Annotated in this window: 19 protein-coding genes; 7 read left to right on the forward strand and 12 right to left on the reverse strand. The window is 63.9% G+C overall.

Annotated features, from left to right (window positions below; genetic code table 11):
* The first annotated feature begins 49 nt into the window (after positions 1 to 49).
* Positions 50 to 250, forward strand: coding sequence for a hypothetical protein (locus ACS3WA_RS04505; protein WP_438277357.1), 201 nt, complete (start codon positions 50 to 52; stop codon positions 248 to 250).
* 16 nt (positions 251 to 266) lie between these two features.
* On the opposite strand, the gene ACS3WA_RS04510 is transcribed toward ACS3WA_RS04505, so the two are convergent.
* Positions 267 to 1,832 (reverse strand): S10 family peptidase, encoded by a 1,566-nt coding sequence (locus ACS3WA_RS04510; RefSeq protein WP_438277358.1) that lies wholly within the window; start codon positions 1,830 to 1,832, stop codon positions 267 to 269.
* Positions 1,833 to 2,237: 405 nt separating this feature from the next.
* Here ACS3WA_RS04510 and ACS3WA_RS04515 point away from each other — a divergent pair, with 405 nt between their 5' ends.
* Entirely contained in the window at positions 2,238 to 3,530 is a 1,293-nt protein-coding gene (locus ACS3WA_RS04515) for an adenylosuccinate synthase (protein WP_438277359.1), read from the forward strand.
* Positions 3,531 to 3,683: 153 nt separating this feature from the next.
* A complete protein-coding gene (locus ACS3WA_RS04520) occupies positions 3,684 to 5,207 on the forward strand; it encodes a hypothetical protein (RefSeq protein ID WP_438277360.1) in 1,524 nt (507 codons plus the stop codon).
* A 92-nt stretch (positions 5,208 to 5,299) separates the two neighbouring features.
* Here the strand turns inward: ACS3WA_RS04520 and ACS3WA_RS04525 are convergent, their stop codons facing one another.
* The 3 genes from ACS3WA_RS04525 to ACS3WA_RS04535 all read right to left on the reverse strand — a co-directional run bounded on the left by ACS3WA_RS04525 (position 5,300) and on the right by ACS3WA_RS04535 (position 6,285).
* On the reverse strand, positions 5,300 to 5,518 hold the full coding sequence (locus tag ACS3WA_RS04525; RefSeq protein ID WP_438277361.1) for a hypothetical protein: 219 nt from the start codon (positions 5,516 to 5,518) through the stop codon (positions 5,300 to 5,302).
* 249 nt (positions 5,519 to 5,767) lie between these two features.
* Entirely contained in the window at positions 5,768 to 6,016 is a 249-nt protein-coding gene (locus ACS3WA_RS04530) for a GCG_CRPN prefix-to-repeats domain-containing protein (RefSeq protein WP_438277362.1), read from the reverse strand.
* 26 nt (positions 6,017 to 6,042) lie between these two features.
* Positions 6,043 to 6,285, reverse strand: coding sequence for a hypothetical protein (locus ACS3WA_RS04535; RefSeq protein ID WP_438277363.1), 243 nt, complete (start codon positions 6,283 to 6,285; stop codon positions 6,043 to 6,045).
* Between the two features lie 309 nt (positions 6,286 to 6,594).
* On the opposite strand from ACS3WA_RS04535, the gene ACS3WA_RS04540 reads away from it, so the two are divergent.
* Positions 6,595 to 7,554, forward strand: coding sequence for an AraC family transcriptional regulator (locus ACS3WA_RS04540; RefSeq protein ID WP_438277364.1), 960 nt, complete (start codon positions 6,595 to 6,597; stop codon positions 7,552 to 7,554).
* Positions 7,555 to 7,643: 89 nt separating this feature from the next.
* Positions 7,644 to 8,189: a DUF4112 domain-containing protein gene (locus ACS3WA_RS04545; RefSeq protein WP_438277402.1), complete on the forward strand. Its 546-nt coding sequence runs from the start codon at positions 7,644 to 7,646 to the stop codon at positions 8,187 to 8,189.
* A gap of 42 nt (positions 8,190 to 8,231) precedes the next feature.
* Here ACS3WA_RS04545 and ACS3WA_RS04550 read toward each other — a convergent pair whose 3' ends face one another.
* The 5 genes from ACS3WA_RS04550 to ACS3WA_RS04570 all read right to left on the reverse strand — a co-directional run bounded on the left by ACS3WA_RS04550 (position 8,232) and on the right by ACS3WA_RS04570 (position 11,321).
* Positions 8,232 to 8,519, reverse strand: coding sequence for a hypothetical protein (locus ACS3WA_RS04550; RefSeq protein WP_438277365.1), 288 nt, complete (start codon positions 8,517 to 8,519; stop codon positions 8,232 to 8,234).
* 313 nt (positions 8,520 to 8,832) lie between these two features.
* Entirely contained in the window at positions 8,833 to 9,240 is a 408-nt protein-coding gene (gene msrB, locus ACS3WA_RS04555; RefSeq protein WP_438277366.1) for a peptide-methionine (R)-S-oxide reductase MsrB, read from the reverse strand.
* Positions 9,241 to 9,263: 23 nt separating this feature from the next.
* Positions 9,264 to 9,986, reverse strand: coding sequence for a peptide-methionine (S)-S-oxide reductase MsrA (gene msrA / locus ACS3WA_RS04560; RefSeq protein WP_438277367.1), 723 nt, complete (start codon positions 9,984 to 9,986; stop codon positions 9,264 to 9,266).
* Between the two features lie 185 nt (positions 9,987 to 10,171).
* Positions 10,172 to 10,441, reverse strand: coding sequence for a DUF7662 domain-containing protein (locus ACS3WA_RS04565; protein WP_438277368.1), 270 nt, complete (start codon positions 10,439 to 10,441; stop codon positions 10,172 to 10,174).
* A gap of 4 nt (positions 10,442 to 10,445) precedes the next feature.
* The gene (locus ACS3WA_RS04570; protein ID WP_438277369.1) at positions 10,446 to 11,321 is read right to left on the reverse strand and encodes a UTP--glucose-1-phosphate uridylyltransferase; all 876 of its coding nucleotides are present in this window, start codon (positions 11,319 to 11,321) and stop codon (positions 10,446 to 10,448) included.
* Positions 11,322 to 11,615: 294 nt separating this feature from the next.
* On the opposite strand from ACS3WA_RS04570, the gene ACS3WA_RS04575 reads away from it, so the two are divergent.
* Positions 11,616 to 13,028: a lytic murein transglycosylase gene (locus tag ACS3WA_RS04575; RefSeq protein ID WP_438277370.1), complete on the forward strand. Its 1,413-nt coding sequence runs from the start codon at positions 11,616 to 11,618 to the stop codon at positions 13,026 to 13,028.
* Positions 13,029 to 13,179: 151 nt separating this feature from the next.
* A complete protein-coding gene (locus ACS3WA_RS04580; RefSeq protein ID WP_438277371.1) occupies positions 13,180 to 14,829 on the forward strand; it encodes an SGNH/GDSL hydrolase family protein in 1,650 nt (549 codons plus the stop codon).
* A gap of 102 nt (positions 14,830 to 14,931) precedes the next feature.
* On the opposite strand, the gene ACS3WA_RS04585 is transcribed toward ACS3WA_RS04580, so the two are convergent.
* The 3 genes from ACS3WA_RS04585 to gltB all read right to left on the reverse strand — a co-directional run bounded on the left by ACS3WA_RS04585 (position 14,932) and on the right by gltB (position 21,937).
* Positions 14,932 to 15,258: a hypothetical protein gene (locus ACS3WA_RS04585; RefSeq protein WP_438277372.1), complete on the reverse strand. Its 327-nt coding sequence runs from the start codon at positions 15,256 to 15,258 to the stop codon at positions 14,932 to 14,934.
* 262 nt (positions 15,259 to 15,520) lie between these two features.
* A complete protein-coding gene (locus ACS3WA_RS04590; RefSeq protein WP_438277373.1) occupies positions 15,521 to 16,975 on the reverse strand; it encodes a glutamate synthase subunit beta in 1,455 nt (484 codons plus the stop codon).
* 174 nt (positions 16,976 to 17,149) lie between these two features.
* The gene (gltB, locus tag ACS3WA_RS04595; RefSeq protein ID WP_438277374.1) at positions 17,150 to 21,937 is read right to left on the reverse strand and encodes a glutamate synthase large subunit; all 4,788 of its coding nucleotides are present in this window, start codon (positions 21,935 to 21,937) and stop codon (positions 17,150 to 17,152) included.
* Positions 21,938 to 22,179 lie beyond the last annotated feature (242 nt).

Raw genomic sequence — 22,179 nt, forward strand, 5'->3', positions numbered from 1 at the left:
CCAGCGCATCCGCCACGCCGCGGCGCCCGATCCGTGAAGGAGTTGCCTGATGGATGACCCTGCACAGCAACACGATCCCGAGCCCGGCGGGGGAAGCCGCCGCGGCGCGGTAGTGGGATTGGTCATTGTCGTCGTGCTGTTGGCGGTCGGGCTCTGGCTCGCGCGCGAACTCAAGTCTGCGAGTCAAATCCAGGACTGCGTGATGTCGGGCCGATCCAACTGCGAGCCGATCGACACGCCTTCGCGATAACGCGGTTGCAGGCGTATCACTTCATCAACGCGCGAACCTCGTCGCGCAGCGCCTGACGTGAGCCGTCGTGCGAATAGAACATGTGGCCGCCTTGATAGACCACGAGTTTGACGCGGTCGCGTGAGCCGAAGGTCGGCAGTTGATCGAGGCGTATCTGGGACGCGAAATACGGCGTCGCCAGGTCGAATAGTCCGTGCGCGATCAGGATCTTGAATTGCGGGTTTGTCGCCAGCAACTCGCGGATGTCGGATACTGACTCCACGGCAGTCCGATGCTTGCCGAAATCCCATTCGCGGTTGACGGTGCGGCTGAGCAGTTCGTAGGAGCCGTCCGGCCGCCAGTTCAGCTTGTGCGCATAAAGCTCGAAAGCCGCCGATGTCAGCGCGGCCAGCAACGGCTCCTCCGAGGGATCGTTGAAGTCGCTGTTGGTCGAGTCCGGATAGGGATCGAAGCCAAGAACCGATCCGTCGTAGCGTCCGGTCACCTTGCCGTTGCGGCGATCGAAGGCGCGACGGAATTCGTTGATATCGAATCGCCCGGCGAGGCGGCGGCTTTCCGCCTGATCGATTCCGGTCAATGACGCGAAGCGGTCGGCAAGCCGTCGCGTCGCCTCCGCATCGGCCTGCCCCTTGACGAGGTCGCTGAGAAACTCGCCCCTCGCATAGGCTTCGACGTCGCCCATGTCGGCGCGGGTCAAGGTTCCGCGCTTCTTGTTGTCCCGTGCGACCGCCGCCATGCTCGGAAGACTCGCCACGAACCGGGACAGTCCGGTGCCAAGCACGTCGCCGAAGTCGAGCGCTGGCGAGATCAGCACCAGCCCGTTGATGGCGACGCCTTGCCGCGTCTGCAGGTTGCGGACGATCTTCGGCCCGCGAATGCCGCCATAGCTTTCGCCGGTGATGAATTTCGGCGATTGCATCCGATCGGCTTTTTCCAGCCAGCGCCGGATCACCAGTGCGATCGAGGCCACATCGCCCTCGACCGTCAGGAAGCGTTTCCGCGCCTCGTCGCCGCTCGCGACCATGCGGCTGTAGCCGGTGCCGAGCGGGTCGATGAAGACGAGGTCGGTGAAGTCGAGCCAGGTTTCTGCGTTCGGTTCGAGCGCAAGCGGCGCGGCGGAGCCGGTGATCGCGCGGTCCATCGCGATGCGCCAGGGGCCGTTGCTGCCGAACTGCAGCCACGCCGAGGACGCGCCGGGGCCGCCGTTGAATACGAAGGTCACTGGCCGGCTGCGAGGATCGGCGCCGTCGAGCTGATAGGCGGTGGTGGCGATGTCCGCCTGCGGTTCGCCCTTGTCGTCGAAAATGCGTATCGCGCCGGCGGTTGCGGTGAAGGCCAGCGTGCGGCCAGGCAGCGCAAGTTTGTGCCTGGTGGTGGAGGACGGCGGCAAACGATGATCGTTCGCGGTAGCAGCGGGTCCGTTGTGTGCGTTGCCGCTGTCGGCCTTCGAGGCGGGCGGCTTCGCCTCCGCCTGATGCGGCATCGTAACGGGCGCCACATCGTCGGCGCGGGCGGCGGAGGCAAGCAGCAACGCCAGCAGCATCGCCGCGGCGCAGGCATGACGGAACATCCGACCGGGCATTTGCTGCTACTCCTCGTGCGTCCCGCCGTTTTGGGCGGCAACCTGAGACCAAGCCTTGCCTGAAACTATGGCAGGCGCTGGACCCGGTGGAAACGGCCGGGCTTCCGTTTGGATTTTCCGGCCGAATCAATGGTTTGGAGAGATCTGGGGGCCGTTCCGGCTTGCGTCGACCGCAGCCATCCTTTATCCGGTGGAACGCCTCGCATGCTGGCGGTCCGTATTGCGTCTGTCGTGTTTCGGCTAGCGTGGTGGTCCGGAAGCTCGTTTTCGCCGGGAAGCGTTTCAAGCGAACTTCCGAACCGCACTGTACTACGATCATGAGTTGCCGGTGCCCTTCGAATCCGACGTTTGCCTCGGAGGGCGCGGTATGAACGCGTCTCACCTTTGCAAGGAATTTCCGCGAAAATGACCAACGTTGTCGTCGTCGGTGCCCAATGGGGCGACGAGGGAAAGGGCAAGATCGTCGACTGGCTGTCGGAGCAGGCGGATATCGTCGTTCGCTTCCAGGGCGGCCACAATGCCGGTCATACGCTCGTCATCGACGGCAACACCTACAAGCTGGCGCTGCTGCCATCGGGCGTCGTGCGCTCGTCGAAGCTGTCGATCATCGGCAACGGCGTGGTGTTCGATCCTCGGGCCTTCGTTGACGAGGTCGGGAAGCTGAAAGGGCAGGGCGTCGATGTCGGTCCCCACAATCTTCGCGTCGCCGAGAACGTCACGCTGATCCTGCCGCTGCACCGCGAACTGGACTCCTTGCGCGAAAACGCCAGCGCCGCGACGGCGATCGGCACCACCCAGCGCGGCATCGGTCCAGCCTATGAGGACAAGGTCGGCCGTCGCGCCATTCGCCTGATGGACCTCGCCGACCCGCAGACGCTGCCGCACAAGATCGAGCGGCTGCTCACCCATCACAACGCGCTGCGCCGCGGCCACGGCATCGCGGAAGTGGATAGCGGGGCGCTGCTCAAGGATCTCGCCGCAATTGCGCCGCGGGTGCTGCCCTATGCTGACAGCGTGTGGAATCTGCTCGATCACAAGCGCCGCGAGGGCAAGCGTATCCTGTTCGAAGGCGCGCAAGGCGCGTTGCTGGACGTCGATCACGGTACCTACCCTTACGTCACGTCGTCCAATACCGTCGCGGCCCAGGCCGCCACCGGCACCGGAATGGGGCCCAGCGCGCTCGGCTACGTGCTCGGCATTTGCAAAGCCTACACCACACGCGTCGGCCAGGGGCCTTTCCCGACCGAACTCACCGACGAGATCGGGGAACTCATCGGTCAGCGCGGCAAGGAATTCGGCGTCAACACCGGGCGCAAGCGGCGCTGCGGGTGGTTCGATGCCATGCTGGTCCGGCAAACCGTCCGTACCAGTGGCATCCATGGTCTGGCCCTGACCAAGCTCGACATCCTCGACGGCTTCGACACCATCAAGGTTTGCACCGGCTACAGGCTCGACGGCCAGGAGATCGACCATCTGCCGGCGGGCGAGGGGGCGCAGGCCCGGATCGAGCCGGTCTACGAGACGATCGAGGGCTGGAAGGAGCCGACCGCCAACGCCCGGTCCTGGGCCGATCTGCCGGCTCAGGCCATAAAATATGTTCGCCGGATCGAGGAACTGGTCGGTTGCCCCGTGGCTCTGCTGTCCACCAGCCCCGAACGCGAGGATACCATTCTGGTGCAGAACCCGTTCGAGGCTTGACAAGATGATGTTACGGGAATGCGTTCAAGGCTGGAGCGTGATTTCGAAATGGAAACCGGTTTTCGGATAAGATCGTGCTCAACCAGAAGAATAGACTAGAGTCTGGTTCAACGCAGTCGAATCAGACTTTCATGGTCCCGGCATTGAAGAGATATGGCTGATTATTACCCGCTCATCGCGCGCGCCATCGCCGGTCTGGACGTCAGTGCGCCCGGCGAGCAAAGGCGTGCGCTCTATGAGCGGGCGCGGACGGCGCTGATCGCGCAACTCCGCAGCGTCGAACCGCCATTGAGCGAATCCGAGATCACCCGCGAGCGGCTGTCGCTGGAGGAGGCCGTGCGCAAGGTCGAGTCCGAGGCCGCCCAGCGCGCCCGCGAAGCCTCGCGCGTGGCCGGTTCGCGAGCGGGCGATGCTTTCCGCGCCTCGACCCGTGCGGCGATGAAGTCGCAGGACCCGGCCGCGCCGCCGCATGTCCGCCCGCGCGCCAACGTAACCCCTCAACCGCGCAACCCGCGTGCAGATCAGCCTGCCGATCCGCCGTCGTGGCGGCCGCCCGCGCCGCCGGGTCCGACGCAGGATGCGCCGCCGCCGACCCGGGAGCGGCAGGGCCAGCCGCGCCGCAATCCGGAGTCCGATCGTTCGCCGCCTCCAGTGCCGGGTTTCCGCGATGTCACCGCGGATGCCGACGATCTCGGCCGTGCCGCCGCCCAGGCCAACCGCTCGGCCCGCCGCACCTACGCCAACGTGCCCTCGCCATCACCCGAATTCGACCGGCTGGAGCCGAGCCTCGAGAATCGGGGTGGCTTCGAGGGATCATATCCTTACGATGAAGCGGCCGGCCCCACCGACGACCAGCCGCCGCCGCTGCCGCGTTCATGGCCGCAACCGGGCCGCGACAAGCCGAAGCGCTTGTTAGGCGACGGCTTTCCGTTCAAGAGCGCGATCGCCGTCGGCCTGGTCCTGATCCTTGCCGGCGCCGGCATCGTATGGGGTCCGAAGGCGGTCTCGGCAATTCGCGGACTGTTCGGTTCGTCGACGGACCAGACTGCCGAGACACCAAAGCCGGTGACACCGGGACCAAAGCCGAAAATCACCGATCGGGTCGGCCAGCCGCCGTCGTCCGAGACGGTGGCGCCGGTGGCGCAGCGCGTCGTGCTGTATGACGAAGATCCGTCCGATCCGAAGGGCAAGCAATATGTCGGATCGGTGGTGTGGCGCACCGAAGAGGTAAAGGGCGCAACCGGCAAGACGCCGGAGATCGCCGTGCGCGCCGATATCGACATCCCCGAACGCAAGTTCAAGATGACGATGTCGTTCCGCCGCAATACCGATACCTCGCTGCCGGCGAGTCATACGGCGGAGCTGACATTCGTGCTGCCGCAGGATTTTGACGGCGGCGGCGTCGCCAACGTGCCCGGCATTCTGATGAAGTCCAACGAGCAGGCGCGCGGAACGCCGCTCGCGGGTCTCGCCGTCAAGGTCACCGACGGTTTCTTCCTGGTCGGACTGTCCAATGTCGAGGCCGACCGCGCGCGCAACCTTCAGCTCCTGAAGGAGCGTTCGTGGTTTGACGTGCCGCTGGTTTATGCCAATCAGCGCCGCGCCATCATCGCCATCGAGAAGGGGGCTCCGGGCGAGCGCGCCTTCAACGAGGCGTTCACCGCCTGGGGCGAATAACCTTCAACGCGTAAGGCCGTCTTGCAAGCGCGGCTTCGCCCCGAAGTCCCTGGACGATAAGCCTCGCAGCCATGATGTCGGTTCGTGGAGATTCAGGCGGGGCTGTCCTCGCCTGCACGCACGGCCACATTCATCAGATGATGCGCGTCGGTGATGCCGTCGGCGGCATTGCGCACCAGTGTCTCCGCCATTCTGGCTTTGGCTGCCGGCGTGCGATGCTCAGGTCCGATCTGCTCGACCGCCATGTCGAGCAATTCACGCAGATGCGCAACATATTCGGCGTCGAATTTCTGCGGCGGAATCTGGCTCATGCGATGCGCTCCCTCATTCGCGAATGGAAATGGTGGCTTCGCAATAGGGCGGGTTTGAGTCCTGGAAAGGGAGATGTCGGGGCGGAAAAGTGAACGATTGTCCTGATCGCTGCGAACGCGACTTTCGCCCGAATTTCATACTGCCGAGACCGCGAGTCGTAAGGTTTTGCAGCGACTGGGCAAAAGAAAACGGCGGGCTATCGGCCCGCCGCCATGCGCACGTCATGCACAATGATTGGGTGAAAAACCTCAGCGCCCGTTGCCGCGACAACGGCCGCCAGGACCGATGTGGTAGCCACGCGGACAGGCATGGGCGGCCGGGTGAGCCCAATTGCGGCGGCAGCCTCCATAGGGACCGCGGTGCCATCCGCCGCCGCATCCGCCGGCGACTTCGATGATATCAGCATTCGGCGCGGACGCAGCCGGGCCGAGCGGCATGGCGCTGGCGGACCCGATGAACAGGCTTGCGAGAAACGCAGCGGCAACGAGTGTCTTCATCTGTTGTCTCCTGGTTGATGAACGGGTTAGCGGCCGCCGGCGAAGGCGATGCCTGCCTGCACTTCGCCGATGGCCTGATCGATCAGCGCGAGCGCGCGTTCGCGATGGCCGCCTTTATTCGGCGTCGCGGAGGCCAGTTCGGCGCGCGCGGAGCGCAGCATGCCAATGGTCGCGGTCATGTGCGGTTGGGCGGCGAAGGCGTAGCCGATGCCCACGCTCGTGGCGATGACCACGCCGGCCAGGGCCGCGCGCGGGAAGAACACTTTCATGCTGGGGGTCTCCTCGTCACGGTAATCGGTGGCCGATGGGTCTTTTGCGCTGCCGCATCGTTGCCGGCATTGCCGTCGAATCACCCCCACCGCGGTTATCGATAGGACGGTAGTCCGTCCGCTGTCTTGGACCGGAGGGCGCTCGATTTGGACTGGGAGGCGCAGTTATCGCCCGCCTTGTTTTCAGCCAGCGTTCATATTGCCGCAGGCAACCTGTCGCCGGCCTTGCGGCGCGTGGTTGTCCGGATGTAGCCGGACTGTCGTTTGGAGTTTGTCCTCACCCTCAGCGATTCGGATTTTTGGCGCGCCATGTCCGTCATCAAGAAGGCCCTCTCGACCGATATGCTGCCCGAGGGTCTTGACGACCGGCAGCGTTATCTGTCGTTCGCTGAACTGTTCGAGCACTTCTCCAATACTGGCGAACTCGATCCTGCCGAGGATGTGCCGTTTCGCGCGGCGATGAATTCCATCACCATCGGCACGACTTTGCTGGGCCGCTGTGAAGGCACGTTCCGGACGGTCCGCCGCAGCAAGCGGCTGGTCCGCATCACCAACGACGACCGTTATTGCCTCGCGCGCCATGCCGGCTTCACCACGGCGCAATTGGTGCATCGGGGCCGCGAATTTTCATTGCGGCCGGGCAGCCTCGTGCTGCTGCGGCTCGACGAGCCCTTCCACACTGCAGATGGTGCCGACCACAAGAAATTCACCAACGTCCATCTGCCGGCCGGGCTGCGCGCCAGAATCCGTGGCCTCGACGATCTCGTCGGCCGCGAACTGGCGCCAGGCGGAGCGCTGTCGCTCGCCATGGATTACAGCGATCTGCTGCTGGAACATCCCGGCGCGGTCGATGAGGCCGGCATGACGATCGCGAACCATCTGGTTGATCTCGTGACGCTGGGTCTCAGCGCGCGGAATGACGCACAGGATGCGGCGCGGCGCGGCGGGCTGCGCGCGATACGGTTGCGGGCAGTGACGATGATACTGGAAAAGCGGTTCGCGGAGCCTGGCTTCTCGGCGCGCAGGCTCGCGGCTGCGGCCGGCCTGTCGGAGCGTTATGTCAACGAACTGCTGTACGAAGACGGCGCCAGCTTCAGCGTGCGGCTCAACGAACTGCGGCTGCGCAAGGCGGCCGATCTCCTCCTACGTGGCGATCGGCGCATTAGCGATATCGCCTTCGATTGCGGCTTCAACGATCTGTCCTACTTCAATCGCTGCTTTCGCCGCCGCTTCGGCCTCACGCCGAGCGCCGCGCGCGGACCTTCGTGATGGAACTGATCAGCGACGGCGTGCCGCAGCTTGCGAAAGTGGTCGAACGAGCCCATGTGAACGCCATGAAAGCGAACGCCACGAACTCCATGCCGAACGACGATCCGTTTTTTTCGGGCAGCCGCTCCCGTCGATCTTCGGCGCGTGCGAAGATTATCGATCAGGAGGGGCGAGAGATCCATCAGGGTCCGTTCGGATCGGATGGTTCTGACTTTGACGCGAGTGCATTCCGGAGCTTTCAGCACGGTCCGTTCGTGTCCGGCTTTGATTTCAGCGCAGCACTCCGGCCGCTCACCCGCGAGCAGCGACTGGCGCGACTGGACGCGATCGCGAAACTGCTCGACGTGGCCTTTATTGTGCCGGGAACGAACATCCGGTACGGCATCGACGGTCTGATCGGATTGGTTCCGATCGTCGGCGATATCGTCACCACCGCGATCTCGCTGTGGCTCGTGCGCGAAGCACGCGCGCTGGGCGCGCCCTGGTACATCACGGCGCGGATGCTCGGCAATGTCGCCGTTGACGGCGTGGTCGGCCTGGTGCCGGTGGCGGGCGATGCCTTCGACGTGATGTTTCGCGCCAACATGCGCAACGTGCGGATGCTCAAACGCTGGCTTGACCGGCAGCCGCGTTAGAACACCAACCGACGCTGTTGAATTTTTCGAGACGCGAAGTTGTCAGGCGGCGTCTTTCGACGCGCCCGCCTCGGCGGAAGCCGTCGGGGATTTGCGGCGGGGCAGCGGAAAATCGCGGCTCTCATAGAGCGAGCGGATGCCGTTCTGGTCGAAGCGGGCTTCGTCGACCTGAAGATACGCGCCGTTCAGCGAGTCAACCGGTAGTTCCTCGATCGCGAAACGCACCGCGTCGGCCGCGGTATCGAAGCGGCGATAAGCGAAGCCGGCCCGCTTTTTCTTGCGGATCGCAGCTGGGAACAGTTCGGCGGATTTCTTGAAGCTGAATGCCATGGCGGAACCTCTACGGATAGCGCTTTTGGAGAACGAACCTGCTGAAAGCGCAGCCCATCGGCAATCGCTTGGCATGCAGCATGTTCGTGATGCCTCGTTTATATAGGGTAGGAGGCGGAAATTGCGACCTTCCGGAGCCGGAATCGTGAAATTCAGCGCGACGATCGAAATTCCATAAATAAGTTATTGATATCAATGCCATGGCTTGGTCTGGCAGACGTTCCAGCGCATTCCGCCATGGGGGAAGCGGAGCCTATCCCGCGAAACCCGAATCCGATCACGGGAAAAGGTCGGATTCGGAGAACGCGCGCCGTTATTTAGGCTCGAGTTTCAAGGCCGCGGAATTGATGCAGTAACGCAGACCGGTCGGGCCCGGACCGTCGTCGAACACATGGCCGAGATGGCCGCTGCAGCTCGAGCACAGGACCTCGGTGCGGATCATGCCGTGGCTGGTGTCGCGTTCCTCATCGACATGGCTCCCGACCGCGGGCGCGGTGAAACTCGGCCAGCCGCAGCCCGAATCGAACTTGGCGTCGGATTCGAACAGCGCTTGACCGCAGCCGGCGCAGACATAAGTGCCTTCGCGGTGCTCATGCTCGTATTCGCCGGAGAAGGGCTGTTCGGTCGCTTTCTCGCGCAGCACGGCGTATTGCATCGGCGTCAGTTCCTTGCGCCATTCGCTGTCGCTCTTCGTGACCTTCGCCGTCTTGCTGTCTGGCATGATTTCTCCTTTGTCTCACGCGATCAATTCGTGATCTTCGCGCTGCTGACCAGCGTCGGTTTCTCGACGTAGCTGTCTGCAAAAATCTTCTTCAAATTCCGGATCTTCGGAATGTCATAATAAGCAATATAGGGCTGGCTGGGATGCAGCGTCAGGTAGTCCTGATGATAGGACTCGGCCGGAAAAAATCCCTTCAGCGCCGCAACCCTCGTCACGATTGGCTTCTTGTACACGCCGGCGGCGTTGAGCTGGGCGATATAAGCGTCAGTGATCTCCTTCTGCTCATCGTTGAGCGTGAAAATCTCCGAGCGATACTGCGGTCCGCTGTCCGGTCCCTGGCGGTCAAGCTGGGTCGGATCGTGCGCCACCGAGAAGAATATCTGCAGGATTTTTCCATAGCTGATCCGCTTCGGGTCGAACTTGATTTCGACCGATTCCGCATGCCCCGTGGTGCCGGTGCTCACCTTGTCATAGGTCGCGCTCTCCCTGGCGCCGCCGGCATAACCTGAAACCGCATTGAGCACGCCCGCGGTGTGCTGGAACACGCCCTGCACGCCCCAGAAGCATCCGCCGGCGACGACCGCGGTCTGGATTCCCGGCGCAGTCTTCGCATCCAGGGCAGGTGGCGGAATGATCACGGCGTCTTCCGCGGCGCGGGAAGATCCGGGCAGAAGGCACGACAACGCAATCGTTCCGGCAACGGCAGCGGCGGCGAGAGCATGACGGCTGAACGAATTGCGGTTCATGGACGCTTCCTTTCGCGCAGTTGCGCGGTTGAATTCAGAGGGCGCATCCTGCGCGCCTGACGCCGCGCCGCTCCGGCATTCGAGAATATAGGGAGCCGGCCAGCTTGTTACCGTCGGACGCCGCGGGCCCAGGCACACGAATTTGTGAGCGAATTTGAGTTTTGAGAGCACGGCCCGCGGCTGCGCTATTTGAAGCGCGGACGTCGAACGTCGGCCCGGCGGAAGCGCACGCCCTCCTTGTCGCCAAGACGCGTTGCGACGTAACCGGCCTCGATGCAGGCTTGGCGTTGCGGCATCCGCTCTTCCGGCGCACGTGCCGTGTCCCACCACGACGCGCGTTGGGCCGCGCGGGGAAGATCGTCGTCGATGATGTCCTCGATCTGCGCGAAGCTCAGGACGAACTCGACCTGCGTCTGGTGTTTGAGATAGTCGCGCAGCGCGTCGTAGTTCGGCACCGCCCTACGCCTTGAGATATTTCTGCATATCCGCGCGCAAGCCGTCGCGGAGATCGGCGCGCGCCATCCCGAATGCGATGTTGGCGCGCAGGAAGCCTGCGCGCGAGCCGCAGTCGTGGCGCTCCCCTTCGAATTCGAGGCCGTAGAAGGCTTGCGATTTCGACAGGCCGATCATGGCGTCGGTGAGCTGGATTTCGCCGCCCGCGCCGCGTTCCTGGGTTTCCAGAATGGTGAAGATCTCGGGCTGCAGGACGTAGCGGCCGGTGATGGAAAGATTCGAGGGGGCGGTACCCTTTGCCGGCTTTTCCACCATGCCGTCGATCTCGAAGATATTGCCGCTGCGCTTGCCGACGCCGCAGATACCGTAATTGTGGGTCATGTCGTCGGGCACGGCTTCGACCGCGACAATGTTGGATTTCGGTCCGAGATTCGTTGCCGCCTGTATCATCTGCTTGAGGCAGCCGGGCGTGTTCAGCACCAGTTCGTCCGGAAGCACCACCGCGAACGGCTCGTCGCCGACGATGTCGCGGGCGCACCACACCGCATGGCCAAGCCCGAGCGGCGCCTGCTGCCGGGTAAAGCTCACGGCGCCCGCCGCGGGCTGGAATTGCGCCAGAAGATCGGCCTCGGTCTTCTTGCCGCGCGCCTTCAACGTTTCGTCCAGTTCGAACTGGCGGTCGAAGTGGTCCTCGATCGTACCTTTGTTGCGGCCGGTGACGAAAACGAAGTGTTCGATACCCGCTTCCCTCGCTTCATCGAACACATATTGAATGAGCGGCCGATCGACGATCGTCAGCATTTCCTTCGGCATCGCCTTGGTGGCGGGAAGGACACGGGTGCCGAGGCCGGCGACCGGAAAAACGGCTTTGCGGATTTTCATGTCGGGTCTTCAGGATTGTTTTGCGGACGGAAGATGAGCGGTCGATTCGTGTCTTGTTAGCCGTTTTGCATCCGGGAACAAAGGCGGATCTGTGGTGGCGGTGTGGCTGCCGCGTTGGGCACGGACAATTCCGGATGCCGAGCGTGAGGTATTGGTGCAAACTGCGACGGATTTCCGCATCCGCCTTAAAAAAGACCCTCCGTTAAGCCGATGGAAACCGTGACAGGGCCTCCTGAGATCGGGGATACTCATCGAAACGGGTCAGCCATGGTCGCGACGGTGATGCAAATCAGGATGCGCGGGATAACAATAGCGGCAGTCGTGGCGCTTGCGGTGCTTGCGCTGCCGGCCGGCGTACGCGCGCAGACATCGTCCAGCAACGGCATTCAGGGTTTCCTCGACAATCTCTTCACCGGCTCGATCGCAAGGCGCGAACAGGGCGCGTCCCTGGCGCCGCGCGGCGGATCGGAGCAACTTCAGCCCGCGCCGAAGCAGCCCGCGAGCTCGATCGCGTTGCCATGGAGCGGCGAGGATGGCGCATCGGGGCATCCGCTCATGACCGCGAGCGCGATCCGCCAGGCGGCGGCGAACTTTCCGAACTGCGTTGCCGCGATGTGGCCGGATGCGGTACGCCGTCATATTACGCGCGAGAATTTCGAGCGGTTCACAGCGGGATTGTCGCCCGATCTGCGCATCATGGACCTGATGGATTCGCAGCCGGAATTCACCAAGGCGATATGGGATTATCTGGACATCCTGGTCAGCGATGCGCGTCTTGCACGCGGGCGCGAGATCCTCGCGACCTATAAGCCGCAGTTCGATGCGGTCGAAAAGGCCTACGGCGTCGATCGCTACGCGATCGCCGCGATCTGGGGCATTGAATCGAACTATTCGACCCAGATGGGCGATCGCAGCGTGCTGCAATCCACCGCGACGCTGGCCTGCATCGGGCGCCGTCAGAATTATTTCCGCGACGAATTCCTGTCGGCGCTTGAAATCCTGAATCGCGGCGACCTGCGGCCGGAGCAGATGCGCGGCTCGTGGGCGGGCGCGTTCGGTCCCACGCAGTTCATGCCGACGGCGTTCAAGCGCTATGCGGTCGATGGCGACGGCGACGGCCGCCGCGACGTGGTCGATGACCCCGCTGATCTGATCGCCTCCACGGCGAACAACCTTAAGAAGGACGGCTGGCAGACCGGCCGGGCCTGGGGCTATGAGGTCGTGGTGCCTGCCAACTTCAATTACATGATGGCCGATCGCGCCAAGGCGATGACGCTGGCGCAATGGGAGCATCTCGGCATCCGGCGCGCGGGCAACAAGGCCTTCCCGCATCCAGCCGACCGGGCCTATCTGCTCGCGCCGGCGGGCGCCGAAGGGCCGGGCTTTCTGATGTTGCAGAATTTCCGGGTTTTCATGAAGTACAACCCCGCGGAAGCCTATGCGCTGGCGATCGGCCATTTTGCCGACCGGCTGCGCGGCGGAGCGCCGTTCGTCCAGCCGTGGCCGCGCCAGGAACGGGTACTGTCCCGCGCCGAGCGGCTCGAACTGCAGCAGCTTCTGGTCCAGCGGGGCTTCTATCGCGGAACCCCCGACGGCCAGTTCGGCAGCCAGACGCGGGAGGCGCTGCGCAGCTTCCAGGCCTCGATCGGAGCGCCGGCCGACGGATTTGCATCGTCCGACGTGCTGGAACGGCTGCGGCAACGGTAGGTCCGTCTGCAGCGACAGTACCTTCCGGACCGGCACGAGATGTGCCCTTGACGCCACGCGCCGATGCCCGGCTTATGAGGCGAACGCCGCCCGCTTGCGGCCCGATTCCGCTACTATTAAGTCCTTATCGGCCTCTTTTTGCGACGCGCACATGCCCGGACCGAAATCGCTGTTCCGCCGACTGACCGAACGTGGGCCATTGATAGCGCTGGCCGTCGCTGCAACGCTGGTTGCAGCGCCCGCGTCGGCACAGTTCTTCAATTTCGGCTTCCAGCAGCAGCAGCGTCCTGCGCATCGCGGCGGAGGCGGGGGCTGGTTCGGCTCCGACAATCCGTTCTTCTCACCTTTTCAGGAGCCGCCGCCGAGGCAGCAACAGCAACAACAGCAGCAGCGGCCGGCGGAGAACTATTCGCACGCGCCGCCGCCCGAAAAACGCGACACCGTTCCCGAGCGGAATGTGGTGGTGCTCGGCGACGGCATGGCCGACTGGCTTGCTTACGGCCTCGAGGATGCTCTCAGTGAAACGCCCGACATGGGCGTGATCCGCAAGCACAAGACCGTCTCCGGCCTCATTCGCTATCAGCCGAAGGGCGAACCGGCGGATTGGGCGGCTGCGGCAAAAGCCATTCTCGCCACCGAAAAACCGGATGCCATCGTGGTCATGCTCGGCCTGCACGATCGTGTGTCGATTCGCGAGACACTGGAGAAGGAGAAGACCGGCAAGCCGGAGGACAAAAAAAAGGCGGATACCGACAAGAAAGGCGTCGACAAGAAGGAAGCGGACAAGAAAGAGACGGACAAGACCGACAAGACGGATGCCGCCGCCGCCAAGCCCGACGACAAGCCGGCGGATTCCGAATTACCGCCCGACGAGGCGGAAGGCGATCAGCCTTCGACCGCGAGGGAGAAAAGCGCGCGTTCACCTAACGGAATTGCCGAGTTCCGCAGCGATCGCTGGGCCGAACTCTACAGCAGGAAGATCGACGAGATGATCGCGGTCCTCAAGTCCAAGGGCGTGCCGGTGTTCTGGGTTGGCCTGCCCGCGGTGCGCGGGACAAAATCGACGTCCGATATGCTGTTCCTCGACTCGCTCTATCGCGCCGCCGCGGATAAGGCAGGCATTACCTATGTCGATATCTGGGACGGATTCGTCGACGAGAGCGGCCGCTACATCCAGCAGGGGCCGGACTTCGAAGGTCAGACCCGGCGGCTGCGTTCTTACGACGGCGTGTACTTCACCAAGGCCGGCGCGCGCAAGCTCGCCCATTATGTCGAGCGCGAGATCACGCGCGTTTTGGCGGCCCGGTCCGGCCCGGTGGCAATTCCTACCGAGCCCGGTACGCCCGACACCGACGTCAAGCCGGGACAGCCTGCGCCGCGTCCGCTCGCCGGACCGATCGTGCCGCTGGCGCTGTCTTCTGTCGGGACAGACCAGTTGCTCGGCGGCCCCGGCAGCCATTCCGCCGCGATCGATGCGCTGGCGGCGCGAACGCTGGTGAAGGGTGAACCATTGACCGCGCCCGCCGGGCGCGCCGACGATTTTGTCTGGCCGCGCCGCGAGGTCGGCCTTGAACCGGCCAAGGCCGACGCGCCGGTTGCGACGAATGACTCCGCTCCGGCTCCGGCATCGCCGCCGAAGAAGCCGCGCGCAGCCCATTCCGCCGAGCAGGCCCGCTCGGAAGGATCATCGGGATTGCGCACTTCCCCACCTTCCCAGCAGGCGCCAAGACCGCGCGCCGCATCGCGCCCGTCCGGCAATTCCGGACCGGCCGGATTTTTCTCGGACCTTTTCTCGCGATAGATCGGGGCCGCGCCGTCACGACGCCGGGCCCGCTCGTCATGAGCGTGAGTAAAGATTTTGGTGTTCGAATATCGCTCGACGCGCGTGAGGTCCGTCGCGGTCTTATTCCCCGAGTTGCGTCCTGTAATCGTCGAGCACGCCCTGCACGCGGTAGCAGCTCGTGACATCGGGCGTGAAGCTCACCCATTTCTTCTCGGACTCGACGAACACCTGGGAGTCCTTATCGCCGCGCGCGCGGCCGGCCTCCATATTGGTCTTGTCGGATTTGGAAAGATAAGGATCCAGCGCCCTTAGAAGATCGTCGGTCTGACCGGATGTGATCAGGCTTTGCTCCTCGCAACGCGCGGCGGCGGCGAAGAAGGAACCGGCGCTGACGGCGACGTTGCGCGACATGGCCCGCACGGGCATCGTCGGGATGACGACGATCAAGAAAACGATCCAACGCGATGCCGCCACTTCGTCGCCCCCCACTTTGGCGCGAGAGTAACCTGCGGCGGATGACGATCAATTCACAGATTGTCTCTGTGCACTGTTACGTTGCGTGTGGATGACTGCCGTTGCGACCGGAGAGGTCCAACACTCCTGGCGCAATTGTCTGGAACGATTCTCGACGATGCACGCGAGTGTAGTTTGCATCTGTTTATGACCGAGGTTTTATTGGTAACCGCAGCGAAGAACGCTTCGCTGTGGCTCACCGCGGCAGCGTGGTTGCGCCCATCAGCGTCTGGTCGATGGAGCGTGCACACAGGCGGCCTTCGCGAATTGCCCACACGACCAGCGACTGGCCGCGGCGCATGTCGCCCGCCGAAAACACCTTGGGTAGCGAGGTGCGATAGTCCTGCATGTTGGCGCGGACATTGCCGCGCGGGTCACGTTCGAGGCCGAGCGTCGTGAGCATGCCCTCGTGCACCGGATGCACAAAGCCCATTGCAAGCAGCACGAGATCGGCATCGAGTTCGAACTCGCTGCCAGCGACCGGCTTGAATTTGTCGTCCACGCGGACGCAATGCATCTTCTTGATCTTGCCGTCTGTGCCCGAAAACTTCTGCGTCAGCACGGCGAAGTCGCGCTTGGCACCCTCGGCCTGGCTCGACGACGTGCGCATCTTCAACGGCCAATTCGGCCAGGTCAGCGCCTTGTTCTCATGCTCCGGCGGCGCAGGCATGATCTCGAGCTGCGTCACCGACTTCGCGCCTTGCCGGAACGAGGTGCCGATGCAGTCGGAGCCGGTGTCGCCGCCTCCGATGACGACCACATGCTTGTCGGTGGCGAGAATATCCGGCGCGTCGAACTTTTCGTTGCCATTGCGGCGGTTTTGCTGCGGCAGGAAATCCATCGCGAAGTGAATGCCGCCGAGATCGCGGCCGGGGATCGGCAGATCGCGCGGAGCTTCCGCGCCGCCGGTCAGAGCCACCGCGTCGTAATCCTTGACAAGCTGCTGCGGATCGATCGCGCCCGCCGTGCTGCCGCCGACCGGACTACCGTAATGGAAAATCACGCCCTCGGCCTCCATCTGCTTCAGACGGCGGTCGATGATGTGCTTTTCCATTTTGAAATCGGGAATGCCATAGCGCAGGAGACCCCCGGCCTTGGCGTTCTTCTCGTAGACATGCACCTCGTGTCCGGCGCGGGCGAGTTGTTGCGCGCAGGCGAGACCGGCGGGACCGGAGCCGACGACGGCCACCTTCTTGCCGGTCTTTTGCGTCGCGATTTCCGGCTTCAGCCAGCCATTCTCCCAGGCGCGGTCGACGATGGCGCATTCGATCGTCTTGATGGTGACGGGATTGTCATCGATGTTGAGCGTGCAGGAGGCTTCGCACGGCGCCGGGCAGATGCGGCCGGTGAATTCCGGAAAGTTGTTGGTGGAGTGCAGCGTGCGCGAGGCTTCTTCCCAGTCGCCGCGATAGACGAGGTCGTTGAAGTCCGGGATCTGGTTGTTGACCGGGCAGCCAGGCGTGCCGGGCGCGACCGAGCCGGTGCCGTGGCAATAGGGAACGCCGCAGTTCATGCAGCGCGCGGCCTGGTCGCGCGTTTCCTTCTCGGACAGTGGGATCACGAACTCCTTGAAGTTCTTCACCCGCTCCGCGACCGGCGCGTACTTGCGGTCGTGCCGCTCGATTTCCAGAAAACCCGTAATCTTTCCCATCGGACCTGATGCCCTTTAAAGTTCGTCTCGTTCTGATCCAGTTGTCCCGGGCGCGATGCGGCGCGAAACGCTGCTTCGCAGAACCGGGATCGCCGCACAGGCCATTCCCGCAACGGCCCGGATCAGCAGCGCACCATTTCGTGGCGCGCAGCGTCCGGGATACGCCGGCCCGGCTTACGCCCCGATCGCGATTTTCGGTTCGGCGTCCGCGTTGGCCTTCATTTCCTTCAGCGCGCGGCGGTACTCAACCGGCATCACCTTGCGGAATTTCGGCAGATAAGCCTTCCAGTTCGCGAGAATGTCGGCGGCGCGTTTGGAGCCGGTGAGTCTGGCGTGGCGCGTGATCAGAACGTGCAGCCGCTCGACGTCGGAGTTCAGCAGGTTCTGGAACACGTCGACGCGGCCATGCGCCTCGAGGTCGCCGCTGTGATGATAGGTGCCGGCATTGATCATCTCTTCCGACAGCACCGGCTCGAGATCGACCATTGCGAGGTTGCACAGTTTCGGAAAATCGCCGGCCTCGTCGAGCACGTAGGCGACGCCGCCGGACATCCCGGCCGCGAAGTTGCGCCCGGTCTTGCCCAGCACGACGACGATGCCGCCGGTCATGTATTCGCAGCAATGATCGCCGGCGCCCTCGACCACGGCGACTGCGCCGGAGTTGCGCACGGCGAAACGTTCGCCGGCGACGCCGCGGAAGTAGCACTCGCCCTCGATCGCGCCGTACATCACGGTGTTGCCGACGATGATCGATTCCTCCGGCACGATGCCGGAGTTCGCCGGAGGACGCACGATGATGCGGCCGCCGGAGAGGCCCTTGCCGACATAATCGTTGCCTTCGCCTTCGAGATCGAAGGTGATGCCGCGGCAGAGCCAGGCTCCGAACGCCTGTCCAGCCGTACCCTTGAGGTGGACCTGGATGGTGTCGAGCGGCAGGCCGGCATGGCCGTAGATCTTCGCGACCGCGCCCGACAGCATCGCGCCGGCCGAGCGGTCGGTGTTGTTGATAGCGGTCTCGATCGTCACCGGCGCGCCGCGATCGAGCGCCGGCTTCGCCTCCGCGATCAGCTTGCGGTCTAGCACCTTGTCGAGGTGATGGTCCTGCGCCTCGACGTGATAGATCGTCTGGCCCGGCGCTTCCTTCTGCCGGTAGAACAGCTTCGAGAAGTCGAGCCCCTTGGCCTTCCAGTGGGTCACCAGCGCGCTCTGGTCGAGCATCTGCACCTGGCCGATCATCTCGTTGAAGGTGCGGTAGCCGAGCTGCGCCATGATCTCGCGTACTTCCTCGGCGACGAAGAAGAAGAAGTTGATGACGTGCTCGGGCTGGCCGGTGAAGCGCTTGCGCAGCACCGGATCCTGGGTGGCGACGCCGACCGGGCAGGTGTTGAGATGACACTTGCGCATCATGATGCAGCCGGCGGCGATCAGCGGCGCGGTGGCGAAGCCGAATTCATCTGCACCAAGAAGGGCGCCGATCACCACGTCGCGGCCGGTGCGGAAGCCGCCATCGACCTGCACCGCGATGCGCGAGCGCAGCCTTTCGCGCACCAGCGTCTGATGAGTCTCGGCAAGCCCGATCTCCCACGGCGAACCGGCGTGCTTGATCGAGGTGAGGGGACTTGCGCCGGTACCGCCCTCGAAGCCCGCGATGGTGACGTGATCGGCGCGGGCCTTGGCGACGCCTGCGGCAACCGTACCGACGCCGATTTCGGAGACGAGCTTCACCGAGACCAGGCTCTGCGGATTGACGTTCTTCAGGTCGTAGATGAGCTGCGCCAGATCCTCGATCGAATAGATGTCGTGATGCGGCGGCGGCGAGATCAGGCCGACGCCGGGCGTCGAATGGCGCACGCGCGCGATTGTCGCGTCGACCTTGTGGCCGGGCAACTGTCCGCCTTCGCCGGGCTTGGCGCCCTGCGCCATCTTGATCTGCATCATGTCGGAGTTGACGAGATACTCGGTGGTGACGCCGAAGCGGCCGGAGGCGACCTGCTTGATCGCCGAGCGCATGGAATCGCCGTTCGGCATCGGCTTGAAGCGGTCCGCTTCCTCGCCGCCTTCGCCGGTATTGGACTTGCCGCCGATGCGGTTCATCGCGATCGCGAGCGTGGTGTGCGCTTCGCGCGAGATCGAGCCGAAGCTCATCGCGCCGGTTGCGAAGCGCTTGACGATCTCCTTGGCCGGCTCGACCTCGTCGAGGGCGACAGGCTTGCGATTCTCGTCCTCGGCGGTCTTGAACTTGAACAGGCCGCGCAGCGTCAGCAGGCGCTCGGACTGTTCGTTGAGGATCTTCGCGAACGCGCGATAGCGCTCCTGCGAATTGCCGCGCACGGCGTGCTGCAGGTTGGCGATCGACTCCGCGGTCCATGCGTGATCCTCGCCCCGGGTGCGGTAGGCGTATTCGCCGCCGACGTCGAGCGCGGTCTTGTAGATCTGCACGTCGCCGAACGCGTCCGCATGCCGGCGCACGGTTTCTTCCGCGATTTCCGCAAGGCCGACGCCTTCGATGCGGGTGTGCGTGCCGGCGAAATACTTGGCGACGAATTCGGCCTTCAGCCCCACGGCGTCGAAGATCTGCGCGCCGCAATAGGACTGATAGGTCGAGATGCCCATCTTCGACATCACCTTGAGCAGGCCCTTGCCGATCGACTTGATGTAGCGCTTGACGATTTCCTTGTCGTCGAGGCTGCCTGGTAAACGATCCTTCATCGCGATGATGCTCTCGAACGCGAGATAGGGATTGATCGCCTCCGCGCCGTAGCCGGCAAGGCAGGCGAAGTGATGCACTTCTCGCGGCTCGCCGGATTCGATCACGAGGCCGACCGAGGTGCGCAATCCGACGCGGATCAGGTGATGATGCACGGCTGCGCAGGCGAGCAGCGAGGGGATCGGAATCCGGTCGATGCCGGTCATCCGGTCCGACAGGATGATGATGTTGACGCCTTCGCGCACTGCGGCTTCGGCCCGCGCGCAGAGTTCGTCGAGCACCTGCTGGAGGTTCGCCGCGCCCAGGCCTGAGTGGAAGGTGATATCCAGGGTGCGCGAGACGAAGTGCGATTCCGCGACATCGGAGATCGAGCGGATTTTCTCGAGGTCGGCGTCGGTGAGGATCGGCTGATGCACCTCCAGCCGCTTGGTGGAGGCGAGACCTTCGAGATCGAACAGGTTCGGCCGCGGTCCGATGATCGAGACCAGACTCATCACCAGTTCTTCGCGGATGGGATCGATCGGCGGGTTCGTCACCTGCGCGAAATTCTGCTTGAAGTAGGTGAAGAGCTGCTTCGGTCGGTCCGACAGCGCCGAGATCGGCGTGTCGTTGCCCATCGAGCCCGAGGCTTCCTCGCCGATCGACGCCATCGGCGTCAGCAGGATGTTGATGTCTTCCTGCGAATAGCCGAATGCCTGCTGACGATCCAGCAACGGCAGGTTCGAGCGGACCCCCTTGGCGGGCGCGTCCGGTAAATTCTCGACCTGGATCTGGGTGCGGCCGAGCCACTCCCGATACGGATGGCTGTTCGCCAGCGTGGCCTTGATCTCGTCGTCGGGGATGAGGCGTCCCTGTTCGAGGTCGACCAGCAGCATCTTGCCGGGCTGCAATCGCCACTTGGTGACGATCTGGTCTTCCGGAATCTTGAGCACGCCCATTTCGGACGCCATCACGATGCGATCGTCGCTGGTGACGAGATAGCGCGCCGGACGCAGGCCGTTGCGGTCGAGCGTGGCGCCGATCTGGCGGCCGTCGGTGAAGGCGATCGCGGCCGGGCCGTCCCACGGCTCCATCAGCGCCGCGTGATACTCGTAAAACGCGCGGCGCTGCTCGTCCATCAACGGATTGCCCGCCCACGCTTCGGGGATCATCATCATCACCGCATGCGCGAGCGAATAACCGCCCCGCACCAGGAATTCGAGACTGTTATCGAAGCAGGCGGTGTCGGACTGGCCTTCATAGGAAATCGGCCAGAGCCGGCTGATGTCCTTTCCGTACAGTTCCGAATGCACCGACGCCTGCCGCGCCGCCATCCAGTTGACGTTGCCACGCAGCGTGTTGATCTCGCCGTTGTGCGCGATCATGCGGTAAGGATGGGCCAGCGACCAGGTCGGGAAGGTGTTGGTAGAGAAGCGCTGATGCACCAGCGCCAGCGCCGACTCGAAATCCGGCTCGTGCAGGTCGGGATAGTAGCTGCCGAGCTGGTCGGCGAGGAACATGCCCTTGTAGATCACGGTGCGGCACGACATCGACACCGGATAGTAGCCGGAAAGGCCGCGTTCGCGGCGCTCAAAGATCGCCTGCGAGATCGACTTGCGCAGGATGTAGAGCCGCCGCTCGAACTCGTCCTCGGTTCCGGCCGTGCCGTTGCGGCCGATGAACACCTGCATATTGGCGGGCTCGGTCGGCTTTACGGTTTCGCCGAGCGATGAGTTGTCGGTCGGCACTTCACGCCAGCCCAGCAGCGTCAGGCCTTCGGCCTTGATCTGATCGGTGATGACGCGCTGGATGACCTCGCGCCAGGCGACCTCCCGCGGCATGAACAGCGCACCGACGGCGTATTCGCCGGGCTTCGGCAGCGTGAAGCCGAGTTCCTTCGCCTTCCGCGCAAAAAAACCATGCGGGATCTGCACCAGGATGCCTGCGCCGTCGCCCGCTCGCGGATCGGCGCCCACCGCGCCGCGATGCTCGAGGTTGCAGAGAATGCTGATCGCGTCGGAGACGATCTGATGGGACTTCCTGCCCTTGATGTTGGCGATGAAGCCGACGCCGCAGGAATCCTTTTCCTGGGCGAGGTCGTAGAGGCCTTCCGCCGGCGGACGCCAGGTGTGTTCGTATGCCGGTTGTTCGCGGGCCGTATGTTCGTGTGGCGCGTGGTCGCGACCGGTGTGCTCCTGCGCAAGCGGTTTGGCGGCCGAATTCGCCGCCCGAGACTCCAGCCCGATGTTCTCCCGCTCGAACGATGGCCCACTCATCTTAAGCCCAGTACCCTTTCCCGGCCGGGATTTGAGACATCCCGAAACGCTGTCGGTGTCTACGGCGCACCTTGGACGGTCGCGGCACCCCGATCGACAATCCTGGGGCCACCACTCGCACGCCGCGAGCCGAAGTTTTGAGAAGTCAAACCGGGTGCCCAACGTCCTCGGTGGAAAGCCGGTTTGCCATGTCCACAGCCGGACATCGGCGCCTGCATTCGCGGCAAAACCCGACGCCAGCC

The organism is Nitrobacter sp. (assembly GCF_051535235.1).
Classification (GTDB): domain Bacteria; phylum Pseudomonadota; class Alphaproteobacteria; order Rhizobiales; family Xanthobacteraceae; genus Nitrobacter.

Coding starts and splice junctions, on each gene's coding strand:
- ACS3WA_RS04505 (WP_438277357.1), top strand. CDS start 50: ATGGATGACCCTGCACAGCAACACGATCCCGAGCCCGGCGGGGGAAGC.
- ACS3WA_RS04510 (WP_438277358.1), bottom strand. CDS start 1,832: ATGCCCGGTCGGATGTTCCGTCATGCCTGCGCCGCGGCGATGCTGCTG.
- ACS3WA_RS04515 (WP_438277359.1), top strand. CDS start 2,238: ATGACCAACGTTGTCGTCGTCGGTGCCCAATGGGGCGACGAGGGAAAG.
- ACS3WA_RS04520 (WP_438277360.1), top strand. CDS start 3,684: ATGGCTGATTATTACCCGCTCATCGCGCGCGCCATCGCCGGTCTGGAC.
- ACS3WA_RS04525 (WP_438277361.1), bottom strand. CDS start 5,518: ATGAGCCAGATTCCGCCGCAGAAATTCGACGCCGAATATGTTGCGCAT.
- ACS3WA_RS04530 (WP_438277362.1), bottom strand. CDS start 6,016: ATGAAGACACTCGTTGCCGCTGCGTTTCTCGCAAGCCTGTTCATCGGG.
- ACS3WA_RS04535 (WP_438277363.1), bottom strand. CDS start 6,285: ATGAAAGTGTTCTTCCCGCGCGCGGCCCTGGCCGGCGTGGTCATCGCC.
- ACS3WA_RS04540 (WP_438277364.1), top strand. CDS start 6,595: ATGTCCGTCATCAAGAAGGCCCTCTCGACCGATATGCTGCCCGAGGGT.
- ACS3WA_RS04545 (WP_438277402.1), top strand. CDS start 7,644: ATGCCGAACGACGATCCGTTTTTTTCGGGCAGCCGCTCCCGTCGATCT.
- ACS3WA_RS04550 (WP_438277365.1), bottom strand. CDS start 8,519: ATGGCATTCAGCTTCAAGAAATCCGCCGAACTGTTCCCAGCTGCGATC.
- msrB (WP_438277366.1), bottom strand. CDS start 9,240: ATGCCAGACAGCAAGACGGCGAAGGTCACGAAGAGCGACAGCGAATGG.
- msrA (WP_438277367.1), bottom strand. CDS start 9,986: ATGAACCGCAATTCGTTCAGCCGTCATGCTCTCGCCGCCGCTGCCGTT.
- ACS3WA_RS04570 (WP_438277369.1), bottom strand. CDS start 11,321: ATGAAAATCCGCAAAGCCGTTTTTCCGGTCGCCGGCCTCGGCACCCGT.
- ACS3WA_RS04575 (WP_438277370.1), top strand. CDS start 11,616: ATGCGCGGGATAACAATAGCGGCAGTCGTGGCGCTTGCGGTGCTTGCG.
- ACS3WA_RS04580 (WP_438277371.1), top strand. CDS start 13,180: ATGCCCGGACCGAAATCGCTGTTCCGCCGACTGACCGAACGTGGGCCA.
- ACS3WA_RS04590 (WP_438277373.1), bottom strand. CDS start 16,975: ATGGGAAAGATTACGGGTTTTCTGGAAATCGAGCGGCACGACCGCAAG.
- gltB (WP_438277374.1), bottom strand. CDS start 21,937: ATGAGTGGGCCATCGTTCGAGCGGGAGAACATCGGGCTGGAGTCTCGG.